Annotated in this window: 11 protein-coding genes; 7 read left to right on the top strand and 4 right to left on the bottom strand. The window is 43.9% G+C overall.

Going from position 1 to position 17,661, the window contains the following annotated elements:
- The first annotated feature begins 486 nt into the window (after positions 1 to 486).
- The 5 genes from uvrB (at position 487) to ACFQZS_RS09915 (ending at position 7,318) form a co-directional block, all read left to right on the top strand.
- A complete protein-coding gene (gene uvrB / locus ACFQZS_RS09935; RefSeq protein ID WP_377099748.1) occupies positions 487 to 2,514 on the top strand; it encodes an excinuclease ABC subunit UvrB in 2,028 nt (675 codons plus the stop codon).
- A gap of 186 nt (positions 2,515 to 2,700) precedes the next feature.
- Positions 2,701 to 2,961 carry a DUF4834 family protein gene (locus ACFQZS_RS09930; protein ID WP_377099746.1) on the top strand — a complete coding sequence of 87 codons (261 nt, stop codon included), beginning with the start codon at positions 2,701 to 2,703 and terminating at the stop codon, positions 2,959 to 2,961.
- Positions 2,958 to 3,233: a hypothetical protein gene (locus ACFQZS_RS09925; protein ID WP_377099744.1), complete on the top strand. Its 276-nt coding sequence runs from the start codon at positions 2,958 to 2,960 to the stop codon at positions 3,231 to 3,233. The genes ACFQZS_RS09930 and ACFQZS_RS09925 overlap by 4 nt, the downstream gene beginning before the upstream one ends.
- 89 nt (positions 3,234 to 3,322) lie before the next feature.
- Positions 3,323 to 5,806 carry a YfhO family protein gene (locus ACFQZS_RS09920; protein WP_377099742.1) on the top strand — a complete coding sequence of 828 codons (2,484 nt, stop codon included), beginning with the start codon at positions 3,323 to 3,325 and terminating at the stop codon, positions 5,804 to 5,806.
- 144 nt (positions 5,807 to 5,950) lie between these two features.
- Complete coding sequence (locus ACFQZS_RS09915; protein ID WP_377099740.1) at positions 5,951 to 7,318, top strand: putative oxidoreductase C-terminal domain-containing protein; 1,368 nt, start codon at positions 5,951 to 5,953, stop codon at positions 7,316 to 7,318.
- Positions 7,319 to 7,491: 173 nt separating this feature from the next.
- On the opposite strand, the gene ACFQZS_RS09910 is transcribed toward ACFQZS_RS09915, so the two are convergent.
- Complete coding sequence (locus ACFQZS_RS09910; RefSeq protein ID WP_377099738.1) at positions 7,492 to 8,916, bottom strand: Gfo/Idh/MocA family protein; 1,425 nt, start codon at positions 8,914 to 8,916, stop codon at positions 7,492 to 7,494.
- 361 nt (positions 8,917 to 9,277) lie between these two features.
- On the opposite strand from ACFQZS_RS09910, the gene ACFQZS_RS09905 reads away from it, so the two are divergent.
- Positions 9,278 to 10,630 carry a sensor histidine kinase gene (locus tag ACFQZS_RS09905; protein ID WP_377099736.1) on the top strand — a complete coding sequence of 451 codons (1,353 nt, stop codon included), beginning with the start codon at positions 9,278 to 9,280 and terminating at the stop codon, positions 10,628 to 10,630.
- 5 nt (positions 10,631 to 10,635) lie between these two features.
- Here ACFQZS_RS09905 and ACFQZS_RS09900 read toward each other — a convergent pair whose 3' ends face one another.
- Positions 10,636 to 12,273: an ABC transporter substrate-binding protein gene (locus tag ACFQZS_RS09900; RefSeq protein ID WP_377099735.1), complete on the bottom strand. Its 1,638-nt coding sequence runs from the start codon at positions 12,271 to 12,273 to the stop codon at positions 10,636 to 10,638.
- A 190-nt stretch (positions 12,274 to 12,463) separates the two neighbouring features.
- Here ACFQZS_RS09900 and ACFQZS_RS09895 point away from each other — a divergent pair, with 190 nt between their 5' ends.
- Positions 12,464 to 13,588, top strand: a complete 1,125-nt coding sequence (locus ACFQZS_RS09895) for a toxin-antitoxin system YwqK family antitoxin (RefSeq protein WP_377099733.1) — start codon at positions 12,464 to 12,466, stop codon at positions 13,586 to 13,588.
- 57 nt (positions 13,589 to 13,645) lie between these two features.
- On the opposite strand, the gene rlmF is transcribed toward ACFQZS_RS09895, so the two are convergent.
- Both rlmF and uvrA read right to left on the bottom strand, forming a co-directional pair.
- The gene (rlmF, locus tag ACFQZS_RS09890) at positions 13,646 to 14,608 is read right to left on the bottom strand and encodes a 23S rRNA (adenine(1618)-N(6))-methyltransferase RlmF (RefSeq protein WP_377099732.1); all 963 of its coding nucleotides are present in this window, start codon (positions 14,606 to 14,608) and stop codon (positions 13,646 to 13,648) included.
- 46 nt (positions 14,609 to 14,654) lie between these two features.
- Positions 14,655 to 17,477, bottom strand: a complete 2,823-nt coding sequence (gene uvrA, locus ACFQZS_RS09885) for an excinuclease ABC subunit UvrA (protein WP_377099730.1) — start codon at positions 17,475 to 17,477, stop codon at positions 14,655 to 14,657.
- Positions 17,478 to 17,661: the final 184 nt, after the last annotated feature.

The raw sequence follows: 17,661 nt of genomic DNA, 5'->3' as shown, positions 1-17,661 counted from the left end.
GGACTAACTGAGCGGTGGTGGTGTTTAATGCGGGGCAGATATGGGGTGGGAAAAGGAAGAAGCCGTTGGCTTTATCTGATTAGCACTTTGTTTAATCCTGCAATAGGTTTACAAAAAAGTGGGACAAAATTTGCCATTTTCACAGTATAACTGATAATCAATAAGTTAAATTCATTTTACAGTTAATTTTCCTGACGAATAAGTAGTCTCACTTTGTCCCACCATAAAATTGCAAGCTACTTACTTACAAATACTTAGCAAAAATTTTGTCCCAGGTTGTCTCACTTTGTCTCACACACACGCGGGACAAAACGCTAATTATTTATCCTGCTGACATACCGTTGTCATTACCCTGTCGTTTCTTTGAACAAGCGGTTAAGTTGTATGTTATAAGTTGAAAGTTGTAAGCCACCTGTCAAAACATACAACTCACAACTTGCAACTTACAACTAAAGGCAAATCAATACTTATCTTTGTAAATAACACATGGATTTTAAACTCACCTCGCAATATCAACCCACCGGCGATCAGCCCGGCGCTATTAAACAACTGGTAGAAGGTGTTAACGGCGGCGAAAACTACCAAACCCTTTTGGGGGTAACCGGTTCGGGTAAAACGTTTACCGTTGCCAATGTTATTGCACAAACGCAAAAGCCTACGCTGGTTTTAAGCCATAACAAAACACTGGCCGCGCAGCTTTACGGCGAGTTTAAGCAGTTTTTCCCGGAGAACGCGGTGAACTACTTTGTATCCTACTACGACTACTACCAGCCCGAGGCTTTCATCCCCACTACCAATACCTACATAGAAAAAGACCTTCAAATAAACGAGGAGATAGAAAAACTTCGCCTGCGCACCACATCAGCCTTAATGAGCGGGCGGCGGGATGTTATTGTGGTGTCGTCCATCTCCTGCATATACGGTATGGGTAACCCGGAGGATTTTGCGGCTTCGGTATTTAAGTTCGCGGTAGGTACACGTATCAGCCGTAATGCCTTTTTGCACCGTTTGGTGGAGATACTATACGCCCGCACCACCGCCGACTTTAAACGTGGCACATTCCGCGTAAAGGGTGATACTGTTGATATTTTCCCCGCTTACATGGACCACGCCTACCGCATTTCGTTTTTTGGCGATGACATTGAGGAGTTAAGCACCTTTGATATAGGCACCGGCAAAACGGTGGAGAAGATGACCCACATGGTGCTCTATCCCGCCAACCTGTATGTTGCCCCGCGCGAACGATTCCAGCAATCTATCTGGGCCATACAGGAAGAGTTGGAGAGCCGCAAGAAACAATTTATTGGCGATGGCCGCTTTTTAGAAGCCAAGCGCCTGGAAGAAAGGGTTAACTACGATCTGGAAATGATACGCGAATTAGGCTACTGCTCGGGTATTGAAAACTACTCCCGCTTTTTTGATGGCCGCGCGCCCGGCGCAAGGCCGTTCTGTTTGTTAGATTATTTCCCGGATGACTACCTGATGGTGATTGACGAGAGCCACGTAACCGTACCGCAGATCCGTGCCATGTATGGCGGCGACAGATCGCGTAAGATCTCATTGGTTGATTACGGTTTCCGCCTGCCGGCGGCGTTGGATAACCGTCCGCTCAACTTCCAGGAGTTTGAGCGCCTGGCACCGCAAACCCTGTATGTAAGCGCTACCCCGGCAGATTTTGAGCTGGAAAAATCGGGCGGGGTTGTGGTAGAGCAGGTGATACGCCCTACCGGGTTGCTTGACCCGCTTATTGATGTTCGCCCCGCCATTAACCAGGTGGATGACCTGCTGGATGAGGTAGATAAAACCATTAAAATGGGTGACAGAGTGCTGGTAACCACCCTTACCAAACGCATGGCCGAGGAACTTGCCAAATACATGGACCGCCTGAATATTAAATGCCGCTACATCCACTCTGAAGTAAAGACCCTGCAAAGGGTAGAAATACTGCGAGATCTGCGTTTGGGTGTTTTTGATGTGCTGATAGGCATCAACTTACTGCGTGAAGGCTTGGACCTTCCGGAAGTATCGTTAGTTTGTATTTTGGATGCTGATAAGGAAGGCTTCCTGCGGTCTGAAAGATCGTTGATACAAACCATTGGCCGCGCCGCGCGGAATGATCGTGGACGGGTTATTATGTATGCCGATAAGATAACTGATTCGATGCAGATAACAATAGACGAGACCAACCGACGCCGCGAAAAGCAGATCATCTATAATACAGAGCATGGTATTACACCAATGACCGTAGGCAAAACCAAAGCCGAAATTATGGAGCAAACATCGGTTATGGACTTCCAGGGCGGCGTACAAAAAGCGTATGTTGAAACGGATACCCTTACTCTTGCAGCCGACCCGATTGTTCAATACATGAGCAAAGCCGATCTGAAAAAATCCATCGACAACACCAAAAAGGATATGCTTGCGGCAGCCAAAGACATGGACTTTTTACGTGCCGCCAAACTGCGCGATGAAATGTTTGCTTTAGAGAAAATGATGGAGGAGAAGTTTGGTTGATGTGCAGATGTTGACTGCGCAGATAGAGAAACGATTTCATTTGCACATCTGCACATCCTCACATATGCATATTTACATTCCGCTGATGTAACATATCCCCTCAGCCTGGCATCAAAATAAGGTGTAAAATCATAAGCAAGTATTTTACACGTTATATTCTATATTTGTAATTTAAAGCATACCCGCATGTCAGTACTTCTGCGTTTTCTGTTAGTAGCCATCGTTATTTTATATATCATACGCGCGTTGTTGCGTTACTTGTTACCCATGCTTTTTCAAAGTCTGGTAAATAAAGCGCAGCAAGGGCAGCAAAATAACAGTCGCCCTAACGGGCAAAAGCCAACCGGAAAGATCAATATAGACTATATACCCCAGGAAGCTACCAAAAGCAAAGTGCCGGATACGGAAGGCGACTTTGTAGAATACGAAGAAATTAAAGTTAAATGATCCCCGAAGAAATATATAAACGCAGGCGCAGGCATAACAATACGCCTGAATCTATCCTTCTGATCATTGCCAATTACGTTGTAACAAGTGTGCTTTTTACATCCGTAAGTGCCACCAGCTGGTTTTTTGCTGTAGTAATGGCGGGGTTAATTTGGTACAATGTTTATATTATCCGCCGCAACCGCGAAGAGTATACCCGGGTTAACATAATAGTGTATATAGTTGCCTGGGTGGGTATTGTTGGTCTGTTTTTTCTTACACGCAATATTTAAAGCAAAAATCCTTTTTAGCTTTGCAGTTTCAATTGTCGCTTAAATTTCTATTTTTGGGCGTTACATTAATTCCAATTTAAATCAATCAGATGAATAACTGGTTCAAGCGCAATGGCATTCACTTTGCCATTATCGGCATATTTTTTATAATGTGCTTTATTTATTTTACGCCTGCATTTCAGGGTAAGATCTTAGGGCAAGGCGACGTAACCGGTGCGCAATCAACCCAAACGGAGATAAATGCCTATAAAGAAAAAGGCCAAACCATATTGTGGACCAACCAGATCTTCGGCGGCATGCCCGCTTTTCAAATATGGGTGCCTTACACCAATAACATTACCAGCCATGTAATAATAGCGCTAAAAGCAATTTTCCCTAACCCAATTGATACGGTTATGATCCTTTTAGCGGGGGCCTACTTTTTGTTCATAGTGCTAAGAATAAACCCCTGGCTGGCGGCAGCCGGCGCGGTGGCATTTACCTTCTCGTCCTACAATATTATTTACATTGTAGCGGGGCACTCCAACCAAACGTTTGCCATCGCTTTTTTTGCGCCAATAGTAGCCAGTATAATTTTAACGCTACGCGGAAAACACATATTAGGCGGCACATTAACTGCTTTCTTTTTGGCAATGGAAATACGCGCCAATCACCTTCAGATGACGTATTACCTTATGCTGGCGATATTGATCCTGGTTATTATAGAAGTATACCATGCCGTAAAAAATAAAACAATGCCGCAGTTGGCAAAATCTATTGGCTTTTTGGCAATTGGTTTGGGTATTGCTGTTGCGGTAAACGCATCTATGTTATGGAGCAATGCAGAGTACGCAAAATATACCATCCGTGGCCAGTCTAACTTAAAATCATCAGCTGATGAACCAAGTACCGGCCTGGCCAAAGATTACGCCTACCAATGGAGCCAGGGCGTAGGCGAATGCCTTACATTTTTAGTGCCTAACGCTTACGGTGGCGAAACAGGTAAGCTGGAACTGGATGAGAAATCAGCTACAGCTAAGGCATTTATAGCAAAAGGCGCTTCTGTGGAGGACGCAGCCAGAAACGCGGGGCAGATTGGGGCGGGCGCTATTAAAGGCCTGGGTACCTATTGGGGTAACAAATCATCCACCAGCGGGCCATGGTATTTTGGCGCTGTTGTATGCTTTCTGTTCGTATTCGGATTGATCATTGTGAAGGATCGCCTTAAATGGTGGATACTATTTACTGTGATACTAACTATGCTGCTTTCTTTTGGTGGCAACTTCCCATTTGTTTCAGATCTTTTCTTTAACTATTTCCCTTTATATAATAAGTTCAGAGCGGTTGAATCTATTTTGGCCGTTACCATGCTTTGCTTTCCGCTGTTGGCTATACTGGCCGTAAAAGAACTTATTGATAATACTGACAAAAAAGCTCTGCAAAAAAAGGCTTTGCTATCGTTATACATAACTGGCGGTATTGCATTAATATTGGCTGTACTACCTGAGGTAGTTCTGAGTTTCCGCCCTTCAGACCAAACAGAGGGGGTTAACATGCTTACCCAATACTTAAAGGGCGATAACAGTTTTGCATCAGCAATAGCTAATGGAATTGTACAGGATAGAATAAGCTTTGCCCGTATGGACGCAATCCGTACACTGGTATTTGTAGCACTGGCGTTCGGCGTAGTTTTCCTTTATATTAAGCAAAAGATCAATGTTACCGTATTGTCGCTTGCATTTTTAGTACTGGTGTTGGTTGACCTTTGGCAGGTTGATAAACGTTATCTGAAAGATGAGAACTTTGCGCCAAAACAAGCATCTAACAAACCGGAACCAAGGGAAGTTGATACTTTTATGTCACGCGATACCGACCCTAATTTCAGAGTATTTGATGCTACTGCCAATGTAAAATTCGATACGTTTAACCCTTTTTACTATAAATCATTTGGTGGTTACTCGGCAGCGCGCTTAAAGCGATTTGAAGAGTTACTGGATAATCAGTTTACCAAAACTGTTAACCAGGATGTTTTGGATATGTTGAATGTTAAATACATCTTATCTACAGATCCAGGTAATCAATCCCTAAAAATGCAGGTTAACTCAACCGCATGCGGCAATGCATGGTTTGTTAAAAGCGTAAAATATGCTAAAACTGCCGATCAGGAGATGCAGGCCATCAGTAGCTTTGATCCGAAGCAGGAGGCCATAGTGAATGACCAATATAAAAATCAGGTGGGCGACAAAACCATGGTTGATCCCCTTGCTACTATCAAGCTGGTGCATTATAGCCCCGATACTTTAAAGTATCAAAGCGGCTCAACAGTTGAACAGATAGCGGTTTTTTCTGAAATATATTATGACAACGGATGGACCATGTACATTGATGGCAAAGAGTCTCCATACTTCCGCGCCGATTATCTGCTGCGTGCCGCTAAGATCCCTGTGGGCAACCACAACATTGAGTTTGTTTTCCACCCGGCTTCTTACTACACCGGCGAGAGCATCTCATTAGCCGGTTCAGTATTGCTGGTATTGGCCATAGGCGCAGCCGGGTACATCGAAACAAGAAAGAAAGCCGCTAAAAAGGCGTAAGCAAGTTTTACTAACAAAAAAGGATGGTCAAAACGGCCATCCTTTTTTGTTAGTAAACTTGCTGCACCGCTTGCAGAAAAATACTTTAAATTTGAAGTTGTCAAGCATCGTATTGACGTAGTATAAACCAATTATACCCAATAAATGAAGAAAATATCTGTTTTATTACTTGCTGCATTATTTGCGGCGTGCTCGTCTGAAAAAGATGGAAAAACATCGTTCAGCGTACATTTGATCACCGTTGATCCGGGGCACTTTCACGCGGCTTTAGTACAAAAATCCATGTATCCTGACGTAGACAGCGTAGTGCAGGTTTACGCGCCTGAAGGTGATGATCTGCAACAGCACATGGATAGAATATCAGCCTATAACCACCGCGCTGATAATCCTACTAACTGGAAAGAGAAGATCTTTATCGGCTCCTCTTTTTTTAATGAAATGATAAGCCAGAAAAAAGGCAATGTGGTGGTGCTGGCGGGCAACAACGGGAAGAAAACAAGTTATATAAAAACAGCAGTAGACTCTGGTTTTAATGTACTGGCCGATAAGCCTATGGCTATTGACCGCGCAGGCTTTGAAACTTTAAAAAGCGCCTTTGAGAGTGCTAAAAAGAACAATGTGCTGCTGTATGATATAATGACTGAGCGTTATGAAATAACCACCATTTTACAGCGCGAACTTTCTATGCTGCCCGAAGTGTTTGGCAAATTAGAACAAGGCACTGCCGAAAACCCTGCGGTGACTAAAGAGAGTGTGCATTATTTCTACAAATATGTATCGGGTAAGGTGCTGGTAAGACCGCCCTGGTTTATGGATGTAGCACAGCAGGGCGAAGGTATTGTTGATGTTACAACTCACCTGGTTGACCTGGTGCAGTGGGAGTGCTTTCCGGAAAAAGCTATCGATATAAAGAATATTAATATGCTTGCTGCTAAAAGATGGCCAACCGATATGACCTTGAGCCAGTTTAAAACTATTACCGGTATTAACGGCTTTCCGGGTTATTTAAAAAAGGATGTGGTGCAGGACAGCGTGCTTAAGATATTCGCAAACGGCGAAATGAGTTATACCATAAACGGTGTACACGCGCGGGTGTCAGTAAGATGGAACTATAAAGCCCCTGAAGGTACTAGCGACACCCACAACTCGGTTATGCGCGGCACAAAGGCTAATCTGGTAATTAAACAAGGCGCAGAACAACAATACAAACCTGAGCTCTACATTGAGCAAGCTGCAGGGCAATCGCCGTTAACGGAGCAGGTATTACAGCAGCAGATTGAGAAATTGCAGGCTAAGTATCCGGGCATCGCACTTAAAAAAGTAAAAAACGGCTGGTGGGTAACCATCCCTGAAAGCTTTAAAGAAGGACACGAAGCGCATTTTGCACGTGTAATGGAGAAGTTTTTAGAATATTTTAAAAACAAGAACATGCCCGCCTGGGAGGTGCCGAATATGATAGCTAAGTATTACACTACTACTGCTGCTTTGGAAATGGCTAAGGCAGGGAAGTAATTAAGCAATGTCATCTCGAACGATAGTGAGAGATCTATACAATGATAGTCCTGGCTGCTTAGCACGTGTATAGATTTCTCGCTGTTGCTCGAAATGACAGCATATTTTTTAAATTGGAAGCCCCATGATTCATCATCATAGGGCTTCCAATTTTTATCTAAAACTTAATAACCCTACGCCTTTATAAAACTTGTTCCGTAAGGATAACGCTGCGGGCGTGATAACAGCTTGTTGGCTTCATGATCGTTAACAAACAATTCTTTCTTCGGATCAAAAATCAGTTTGCGTGGCAGTTTCATAGCCGCATGTGCAACTAAGCAGGCACTGCATGAGCGGTGCGCCACCTCTACCGGACTAATGTTAGGCTTTTTGGTTTGGATACTTTCTATCCAGTTTCTGTGCTGTTCAGGGCTATCATATAACTTTATGCCGTTGGGTTTAATAACCGCGTTGGTTATAGCCGCGCTGCTGGCTTCAAAGGCAGGTACTTTAGGCGATGAGGGGTCAGACGCGCTTACCTGTGTATCGCCGCGCGATACAAACACCCATCCTTCGGTACCCTCAAAACGCAAACCATTGGGGAACTTGCCGCTAACCACAACGTTAACGTCGTTCTTGTATTTCATAGTAACTTCAAAGTCGCCATGCACGTTCCAGAAACCTTTCGTAGGGAACTCGGCAGTAGCTTCTGCTGATAACGGACCCGAGTATTCTGTATCCATTGCCCAATGCGCAATATCCAGGTGATGCACACCCCATCCGGTAATCATCCCCGCGCCAAACTGCTCGCAGCGTAACCAACCCGGCCTGGCGGTAACGGAGTTCTGCGGATGCGCCCTGTCCTGTGTGTAGTAAGTATAAGGAGTTGAGCCTAACCAAATATCATAGTTAAAGTTAGCGGGGATAGGCATTTCTGTTGCTATGCCACCTGCGGGGTCGCCGGGCAAGCCCACCTTAATTGTGTGCAGTTTGCCAATAAAACCATTGCGCACCAACTCGCAGCCCCGTTTAAACTGCGGCCATGGGTCGTTAGAGCGTTGCTGGCTGCCTAATTGAAACACTACGCCTGTTTTGCGGATAAAATCGCTCATCTGGCGCCCTTCCTCAATGGTTAGCGATGTAGGTTTCTGACAATAAATATGCTTTCCGGCCAAAGCAGCTTCTACAGCCAACTGCGCATGCCAATGGTCGGGTGTACTTATTATAACCGCATCAATATCCTTATTGGCTAACAGGTCGCGGTAATTACTATAGGTTTTAACATCCATGTAATTATCCTTATTGGTGCTTTTGGCATATTCATCCTGAATAAACTTTTTAGTACTATCCACCCGTTTGCTGTCAAGATCGCAAACGGCCATAATACGGGCATCGGCAATTTTTAAGGTAGATGGCAGATCATGTACACGTGCTATACGGCCGCACCCTATCTGGGCAACGTTAATTTTGTTGCTCGGCGCGCTTTTACCAAACACTGATGAAGGCACAATTGCAGGAAAGCCCCCTAACAATATTGTACCTGCCGCGACTTTACCTGTCGACTCCAAAAACTTACGGCGCGAAATTCCTTCAGGCTCTTTTTTAACTTCTTTTTCCATAGCGTTATGTATATAGTATAGTTTTACGGTAAATAATATCAGTACTGTTGGTGTAAATTGGCAGGTAGCTTTACAGCTTATTGGTAGTGCTAATATAACCTTATGGATGCGTAAAATGTGTGTTGATTGGTACGTAATCGCGGGTTTTAATAGCAAAATTTGTAACGAAATCGCATTCGTATCTTTTTTTTTACATGCCGAAATTATCGCCCTATTACTTCTGATGGTAACAAGCCTTATATATTTATCGTATTGACTAATATTTTGTAAGTTTATGGCTACGCGGCACGCTAATAAATAATTTGCTGCGTTAACAACACATCTACTACTTATTTTTAAGCTAACATCCCGGGGCCATTATATGCCAGCAAAGGTTACACATAGCATTCCTGTTTTTAAGAAAGCGAATGAGCTATGGGTAGAGCTTATAGGTAGCCCAGCAGCTTTTTCGCTGGAGAGCCGTATTTTTCACTCTATTACTATTTGCATAATTATACTGTGCGCTTTTTATGTGCCTTATAATTTTTTTGCGGGCCTGCATATAGCTTCCTTATCAGGTATCATCTTTGTAGCTGTTTTTACCTGGCAATTCTATATTTCGCGGTTTAAGGGCAAAGAGCATAGCAGTGTAATATTTGGCTTTACCGGGATCATTATTTTTTCTGTAAACTATTTTACCAACGCAGGCATTAACGGATCAACCGATCTGATATGGCCGGCTTACCTTTTACTGGTATTTGCCGTGGTTCCGTACCGCCAGCAAAGCTTGTGGCTAACTATCTATATAGCCTGTTTCCTTACCCTGCATGTGTTAGAGTACTACTATCCAGAATGGGTGCAATACCCTTTTAAAGCAGGCAAAGGGCAGTTTATAGACAGGGTTACCGCCTTCCCTATTCCGGCTATTGCCATCTATATCATTATAAAGTTCATCCGCAGAAGTTACGAAAGAGAGCGCCAGCTTGTAATAGAAAAAGCCGCGGCTATTGAGGTGCGTAACGAACAGATACTACTTCAATCTACCCAGTTAGAGCAAAGTAACGCCGAGAAAAGCAAGCTGATGTCCATCATATCACATGACCTGCGTGCGCCGCTGGTAAATATTCAGAACTATCTTGAACTGCTTAATGATAATAGTGTGGATGCTGATCAGCGCGTGTTGTTAGAGAAAAGCCTGCTTACCTCAACGCGTATCACTATGGATATGTTATCAAACATGTTGTTTTGGTCTAAAACGCAAATGGAGGGCGCAACCGTTAATTTAACAGTTGTTAATTTGCTAACAGCCTTGCAAAGCACGATGGAGATGGAAAAGATGCTGGCCCTGTCAAAAAACATATCGCTTAACTACAAAATTCCGGCTCAGGTTAATGTTATTGCCGATGCTGATATGCTGCAGCTGGTAGTGCGCAACCTGGCTAATAATGCCATTAAATTTACACCTGCGGGCGGTATTATTAATATTGAGGCGCACGTAGAATTAACCGAATGCAAAATAAGCGTTAAGGATAATGGCACCGGCATTCCTGCCGAAAAAATGAAAAGCATATTTACGCTGAAAGCAGAGCCCACCTTTGGCACGGGCAATGAACGCGGCGCGGGCCTTGGCCTTTTGTTATGCAAAGAGTTTACTGAGCGCCAGGGCGGACGAATAGGCTTTGAAAGCAGCCCTAATGAAGGCTCCAGCTTTTTTATATTTATGCGGATGGCTTAGCCGCTTTAATTGATCTTCTTGATCCGCTTTAAGGTGAGTTGATTTTGCGCGTTGGCACTATAGCCCGATATATTATTCTGATACAAGTTAACACGCTTATCATAATATAAAACGACAACGGGTGCCTGGTCCATTATAAGGTTATCCATTTGCCGGTATACGGCGTGGCGTTGTGCATCATCTTTTATATGGTATGATGATTCGTATAGCCTGTCTAAATTCCTGTTATTAAATCCGGTGTAATTGGGGCCAAAGGGGATCTTGTTTTTTGAGTAAAACACCGACAGGTAGTTTTCGCCATCCGGATAATCTGCTATCCAGTTACCATAAAAAAAGTTGATACCATTTTTGGCTATCATTTCGCGCAGGCTTGCGCCATGCACCACTTCAACATTGGTTTTAATGCCTACGCGGTCCAACTCCCCTTGCACATACTCAATTAAGTTATGGTAGGCTACTGTGCTGTTAAGGGTTATAACGGGCATGTTTTTGCCGTTAGGATAACCGGCCTCCGCCAGCAAACGGCGGCATTTGGCAGGGTTATAGTTGTAACCATGCGCTTTTTGGGCATCAAAGCCGGGCATACCGGTGGGTATAAACCCTGCCTGGCCGGGGCTTGCCAGTCCGTTGCGCAGGTATTTAATCAGGTTACGCTTGTCTATAGCGCAATTAATTGCCTGCCTTACTTTCAACTTACGTAAGGGCGAGTTTTTAACAATGGCCAAATTGGTATCCACAAGCATCCCCAGGTACACGGTATTTAAAAACGGACCGGTGCTTAGTTGAAATTTATCTTCGTATTTTTTGGTGATGTTGCCCGTTTTGGTAAGGATATCGTCGCGGTAGCTGCCATCAATATCATTTAAAAAGTCGAGCTTCTTTTTCAGAAACTCCAGAAAGGAGGTCTGCTTATCGTCGATAAAGCCTGCCTGTACAGCATCCAGATAAGGCAGGTGCTTGCCGCTTGCATCGCGTTCCCAATACTGTTCGTTTTTTAGCAGAACAAGCGTTTCGCCTTCCTTCCAGTATTTAAACCTGAATGGCCCCGTACCAACCGGGTGACTGCGGAAATCTTTTCCATAAAACTCCACCACCTCATGCGGCACCACAGAGCAATATTGTGCAGTTAGCATACTTAAAAAAGGCGCGAAGGGCTGCTTTAATGTAATACGGAAGGTAGAATCATTCACGGCTTCAAAAGCTTCCTTGCCGGTAACCTTATCACTAAAGATCCATGAGCCTGATGATGCTACCTTAGGGTCTATCAGCCTTGAAAAACTATAGGTAAAATCGGCAGCTGTTACCTTCCTGCCCTTACCTCCCCTAAAATGCGCGTCATCATGAAAAAAAACATCATTACGCAGGTGGAAGGTGTAGATGGAACCATCGGCAGATGTTTCCCAATTTTTAGCTATAGCGGGGATGGTTTGCAGGCTATCGTCCAGCTGCACCAAACCGTTGTACAACTGGTTATCCATCCAGATAGTATTGCGGTTACGGCAAAAGGCGGGATCTAAAGAGGTAAGGCCCTCATCAAGGTTGAGATTGAATACCGTTTTGGTATGCTTTTCATCGTTTGACCTGCAAGATGATAAGGCAACACACAGCATAAACACATACAGGTAATCGCTAAGCCTATTCATCAAAGCTAATATAGGTATAAATGTTGCCTGCCGCTATATTACTTTTTATATTGACAATAAGGTTGCGTAGTTTCCAAAGCATTTATCAGGATGCAAGCACTACGCAATATTTATGCAGGCGTAACCCCTATTGCTGCGAATAATATTTATTATTAATTTGCCTCAAAATCAACCTAACCAACCAATTGTTATGAGACCCTTTATTGTACTTGCCGGCTTGCTGTTTTGCGCTAACCTGGTAAACGCGCAGTTTGTTAAAACCAACACTGTTATGCGCAACATAAACTTTAAATTTATTAACAGAGATAGTGTAAACTTATCATTAAGCGACAAATTTGAGCTTATTGAAGACAGTTGCGCAAGTGTTGTACGCTACGCACGTTTAGAGATGCCTCAGCGTAAATTTAAGGGGAAAGTAAAAGATGTTAGCAAAACCAACCCCGGTTTGGTTTTAACCGAAGTTGTTTATAACGAAAATGGGTTAAAAGAAGGCCCGCTTACAGCCCGCTTTTTAAGCGGCAACCTGCAGGCGCGCGGCAATTTTAAAAATGGCGTTTATGACGGTAAGTGGGAGATATTTTATGACAATAATAAGCCCCGGCTAACATTTGAAGCTAACGGCCCTAATATTAAAATAACTGATGCATGGGATGAAAAAGGCAACAAAACCGTTGATAACGGCACCGGCAATTACCGGGCAGAGCTTGGTGATCTGCATTGGAAAGGAAAATTGCTCAATGGTAAACCAGACGGTACATGGAAAGCGATAAACACCAATGCCGGCGAAGAAACAACACTGTTAACCGAGACCTATAAAAACGGCGCTTTTCAAAAAGGCAACGGGGTTATAGGCGCGTACAAGGATTCCTCTCGTATAGTTTTAGTTGCGCCAGATCTGCTTCCGTTTACACATGCCGAAACTATGCGTATATCTTTGACCAACTGCAACGGCACGTCAATGTTTAAAAAGGTGATAACCGCCAAGTATTATAACGGTTTTAACAGCTTTAACACCGAGATTGAGCAATTAATGCCCGAAGCTTTTAAAAACGTGGACATAAGGCGACTTGGCTTTAATGAGTTGGTATTTAAAGGCGAAATATCAACCATTGGCAAGATCATTAATCTGATTCCGCAAAGCTATCAGAACGATGTGTTTGTTAGAGCCCTGTCACGGCAACTACAAAAACTGCCTTTGCTGGAGCCCGCAACCGTTGATGGCAAACCGGTAACAGAAAAATTTATCATTACGTTTACCTTTAACGACGGCGTATATCGTTATAACTATTCGTTTTTACCTGTAGAGGTGAAGTGAGGGTTAGGCGGGTGGAGGTTCCTTTACGTCCTGCCTGCCTACGTTATTCTTTAGCGGTTATTGCCAAAATTTATTTCTCCAGGTAGTTTGTTCTGCCGGGGTTAAAAATGTCCAGACCACAATACGGCTTACTTTTTGGCCATGTGCCATGGTAATGGTTTTAACATCTAAGGCGTTAACGTTTTTTAAAGCTTTGTAAATAATGGGCAGCGTAGTTTTTTTTGATACCAGGGTTGTAAACCATAAACATTGCTGCCCAACCACGGTACTTTGCTCAACCATACGCCGGATGAAGCCTGCCTCGCCGCCGTAACACCAAAGCTCAGCTTTTTGGCCACCAAAATTTAAAGCCGTTGCCTGTTTGCTAAAACCTAATTTTTTCCATTTGGTGGCGGTAGAGATCTGTGCTTCCTGCATGGACGCATGAAAGGGCGGGTTACACATGGTTAGGTCAAAACCCTCGTGCTTTTTGATCATGCCGGCAAATATGTGCGACCTGTTGGCTTGCAACCTAAATTCTATCTTATCCTTAAACTCCGGATTTAACGTTACAATGTTTTGTGCCGAACTAATAGCAACAGGGTCAATATCGGTACCAACAAATTGCCAGTCGTAAACATGGCTGCCAATTAATGGGTAAACGCAATTGGCACCCATGCCAATGTCTAAAACCTGTATTTTATGGCCTGTGGGTATTTTACCGTTGTTAAGTTCGGCTAATATATCGGCAACATAATGTAGATAATCAGCGCGCCCAGGTATTGGCGGGCAGAGGTAGCCTTCCGGGATATCCCAATGGCTAACACCATAAAAATGTTTTAACAAGGCTTTGTTTAAAGCCTTAACTGCCTCCGGATCACTAAAATCTATCGTTTCATCATTATACTGATTTAGTAATACAAACGCTTTTAACCGCGGGCTGCTTTTGCAAAGTTGTTTAAAATCATACCCTGCCCTGTGGCTGTTGCGCGGATGAAGATTTTCCTTTTCGGTAATTTTGTTGTTCAGCTCTGACGACATTTTTTTTAGATCTTTTGCGAAGGTCGGTATTCTTGAGTAATCTCTATCAACTAACAGCAAACCGCTCCTTCAAAAACTCCCCGGTATAACTACCTTCTACCTTTATCAAATCCTCAGGCAAGCCTTCAAATACAACACTACCGCCCCTGTCGCCACCTTCCGGGCCAATATCTATTACCCAGTCGGCGCATTTAATAACGTCCATGTTGTGCTCTATAACAATAATGGTGTTGCCGTGCTCCAACAGCGCATCGAATGATTTGAGGAGTTTTTTTATATCGGCAAAGTGCAGCCCGGTAGTAGGCTCATCAAAAATAAAGAGTGTTTTATGCGGGTTGTTGCCCTTAACCAGGAAGGACGCCAGCTTAATACGCTGCGCCTCGCCGCCTGATAAGGTATTTGACGATTGCCCCAACTGTACATAACCCAAACCTACATCAAACAGTGGTTTAAGTTTAGCCAGTATCTTGGTTTCTTTAGCGAAGAATTCCAGTCCATCTTCAATGGTCATGTTCAGCACTTCGCTAACATTCTTTTCATTATAAGTAACATCTAATACGTGCTGTTTAAATCGCTGGCCGCCGCAGGTTTCGCAGGTCAAGAAAATATCAGCCATAAACTGCATCTCTATCTTCACCTCGCCTTCGCCCTGGCAAACATCACAGCGACCGCCCTCAACATTAAAAGAGAATGCCGATGGTTTTAATCCTGCCGCCTTTGCTTTGGGTTGCGCGGCAAACAGGTTGCGTATATCGTCCCAAGCCTTTACATAAGTAACGGGGTTAGACCGGGATGAACGGCCTATCGGGTTTTGATCTACCAGTTCAACCTGTTCAATTTTATTATAATCGCCTTCAATAGCGTCATAACTGCCGGTTTGCTCGCCGGTATAGTTGCCCAGCGTTTTTTGTAAGGCAGGTGCAAAAATGCGCTTAACCAAACTTGTTTTACCCGAACCCGACACCCCTGTTACAGCCGTAAACACCCCCAAGGGGAACTTAGCCGAAACATTTTTAAGATTATTCTCGCGTGCGCCTTTTATCTCAATAAAATCATTCCATTTACGGCGGCGGGTTGGTATAGCTATTTCTTCTTTGCCGCTTAAATATTTGCCGGTTAAACTCTTTTCGTCGCTTATAATTTCATCATAAGTGCCGGTAAATATCAGCTCGCCGCCATGTGTGCCGGCTTCGGGGCCAATATCAATAATATGGTCGGCGGCTTTCATTATCTCTTCTTCGTGCTCAACTACCAAAACGGTATTCCCTACATCGCGCAGCGATTTTAAAACGGTTATTAACCGCTGTGTATCGCGCGGATGCAGACCAATGCTGGGTTCATCCAAAACATAAACAGAACCCACCAAACTACTGCCTAAGGAGGTCGCCAGGTTAATCCGTTGCGACTCGCCGCCTGATAGTGTGTTTGATAAACGGTTAAGCGTTAAATAACTTAAACCCACGTCGTTTAAAAAGCCTAAGCGATTGGTAATTTCTACCAGCAGGCGTTTGGCTATTTTGGTCTGCGTATCGTTTAGTTGCAGGCCGGTAAAAAAAGCATGCGCCTTATCCAAAGGCATTAAAACTATATCGGTTATAGATTTGCCGTCTATCTTAACATAGGTAGCATCCTTACGCAAACGACTTCCCTTACAATCCGGGCAAGTGGTTTTACCGCGATAGCGGGATAGCATAACCCTATATTGGATCTTGTAAGTCTGCGCTTCCATTTCCTTGAAGAACTCATCAAGCCCGCGGAAATATTGGTTGCCTGTCCAAAGCAATTGTTGCTGCGCTTCGGTTAGCTGGTTGTATTGGCGATGGATAGGGAAATCAAATTTTAGCGCGTGTTTTATTAACTGATCATTCCACTCGCGCATCTTCTCGCCTCGCCAGGGAGCTATAGCGCCCTCGTAAACGGTTTTACTTTTATCGGGGATAACCAAATCCTCATCTATGCCAATCACCTTACCATAGCCCTCACAGCGCTTACAGGCACCGTATGGATTGTTAAAGCTGAAGAAATTGGGGGTAGGTTCTTCAAAGCGGATGTCGTCCAGCTCAAAGCGGTCGCAGAAAAATCGTTCTGTTTCCTCGTCAGCATCCGGCTGTTTAAAGCGCACATAGCAATCGCCTTTCCCTTCAAAAAAAGCGGTTTGTACCGAGTCGCCTAAGCGGCTTATAGTTTCATCGCTTGCATCTTTGGTAACACGGTCTATAACAATGCGGAGGCTATGGTCTATGGTCAATGGTCCATGGTCCATGGCGGCATCTTCCAGCAAACTTTCAATTCTTTGTATACTTCCATCCAGCTCAACCCTTACAAAACCCTTTTGCATTAAAACAGCCAATTCCTCTTTTATGCTGCGGTTATTATGCGGATGCAGGGGGCAAAGCAGGGTAACCTGCGTATCATCCGGCAGAGCCATAATAAAGTTGATCACATCAGTAACCGAATCTTTTTTAACCACCTCGCCGGATACCGGCGAAAAGGTTTGCCCAATGCGCGAAAAAAGCAGCTTTAAATAGTCATATATCTCTGTAGAGGTACCCACAGTTGAACGCGGGTTAGATGTAATAACTTTCTGCTCAATGGCTATAGCAGGCGCAATACCACGGATGTAGTCTACATCGGGCTTATTCATGCGGCCCATAAACTGCCGTGCGTAAGCTGATAAGCTTTCTACATAGCGGCGCTGCCCCTCTGCATACAAGGTATCAAAAGCCAGCGACGACTTACCCGAACCCGACATACCAGTTACCACCACCAGCTTGTTTTTGGGGATGGCAACATCAATGTTTTTAAGGTTGTGTACGCGGGTACCCTTTATTATGATATGCTTTTTAGGATCTTTATCTGCTTCGGTCATGTTTGTTTTTAGTGGATAGACCATGGTCCATAGTCGATGGAGTGCTAACAACGACTGTGCCATGGTCTATGGTCTGTTGACCATGGTCGAATTTCAAAACGCAAAAATCCTAAAATTTTTAGCAGTATCCAAATAACAAACTACTATAGATTTTATTATGACACAAAAAAATTATTTGTTTTTT

Source organism: Mucilaginibacter calamicampi, from assembly GCF_042676765.1.
In the GTDB taxonomy this organism is placed as follows: Bacteria; Bacteroidota; Bacteroidia; order Sphingobacteriales; family Sphingobacteriaceae; genus Mucilaginibacter; species Mucilaginibacter calamicampi.
This window is presented reverse-complemented; position numbering and strand designations above follow the sequence as displayed.

Bases quoted from the DNA above. Each gene is read 5' to 3' on its own strand.
- uvrB (WP_377099748.1), top strand. From the start codon at position 487: ATGGATTTTAAACTCACCTCGCAATATCAACCCACCGGCGATCAGCCC.
- ACFQZS_RS09930 (WP_377099746.1), top strand. From the start codon at position 2,701: ATGTCAGTACTTCTGCGTTTTCTGTTAGTAGCCATCGTTATTTTATAT.
- ACFQZS_RS09925 (WP_377099744.1), top strand. From the start codon at position 2,958: ATGATCCCCGAAGAAATATATAAACGCAGGCGCAGGCATAACAATACG.
- ACFQZS_RS09920 (WP_377099742.1), top strand. From the start codon at position 3,323: ATGAATAACTGGTTCAAGCGCAATGGCATTCACTTTGCCATTATCGGC.
- ACFQZS_RS09915 (WP_377099740.1), top strand. From the start codon at position 5,951: ATGAAGAAAATATCTGTTTTATTACTTGCTGCATTATTTGCGGCGTGC.
- ACFQZS_RS09910 (WP_377099738.1), bottom strand. From the start codon at position 8,916: ATGGAAAAAGAAGTTAAAAAAGAGCCTGAAGGAATTTCGCGCCGTAAG.
- ACFQZS_RS09905 (WP_377099736.1), top strand. From the start codon at position 9,278: ATGCCAGCAAAGGTTACACATAGCATTCCTGTTTTTAAGAAAGCGAAT.
- ACFQZS_RS09900 (WP_377099735.1), bottom strand. From the start codon at position 12,273: ATGAATAGGCTTAGCGATTACCTGTATGTGTTTATGCTGTGTGTTGCC.
- ACFQZS_RS09895 (WP_377099733.1), top strand. From the start codon at position 12,464: ATGAGACCCTTTATTGTACTTGCCGGCTTGCTGTTTTGCGCTAACCTG.
- rlmF (WP_377099732.1), bottom strand. From the start codon at position 14,608: ATGTCGTCAGAGCTGAACAACAAAATTACCGAAAAGGAAAATCTTCAT.
- uvrA (WP_377099730.1), bottom strand. From the start codon at position 17,477: ATGACCGAAGCAGATAAAGATCCTAAAAAGCATATCATAATAAAGGGT.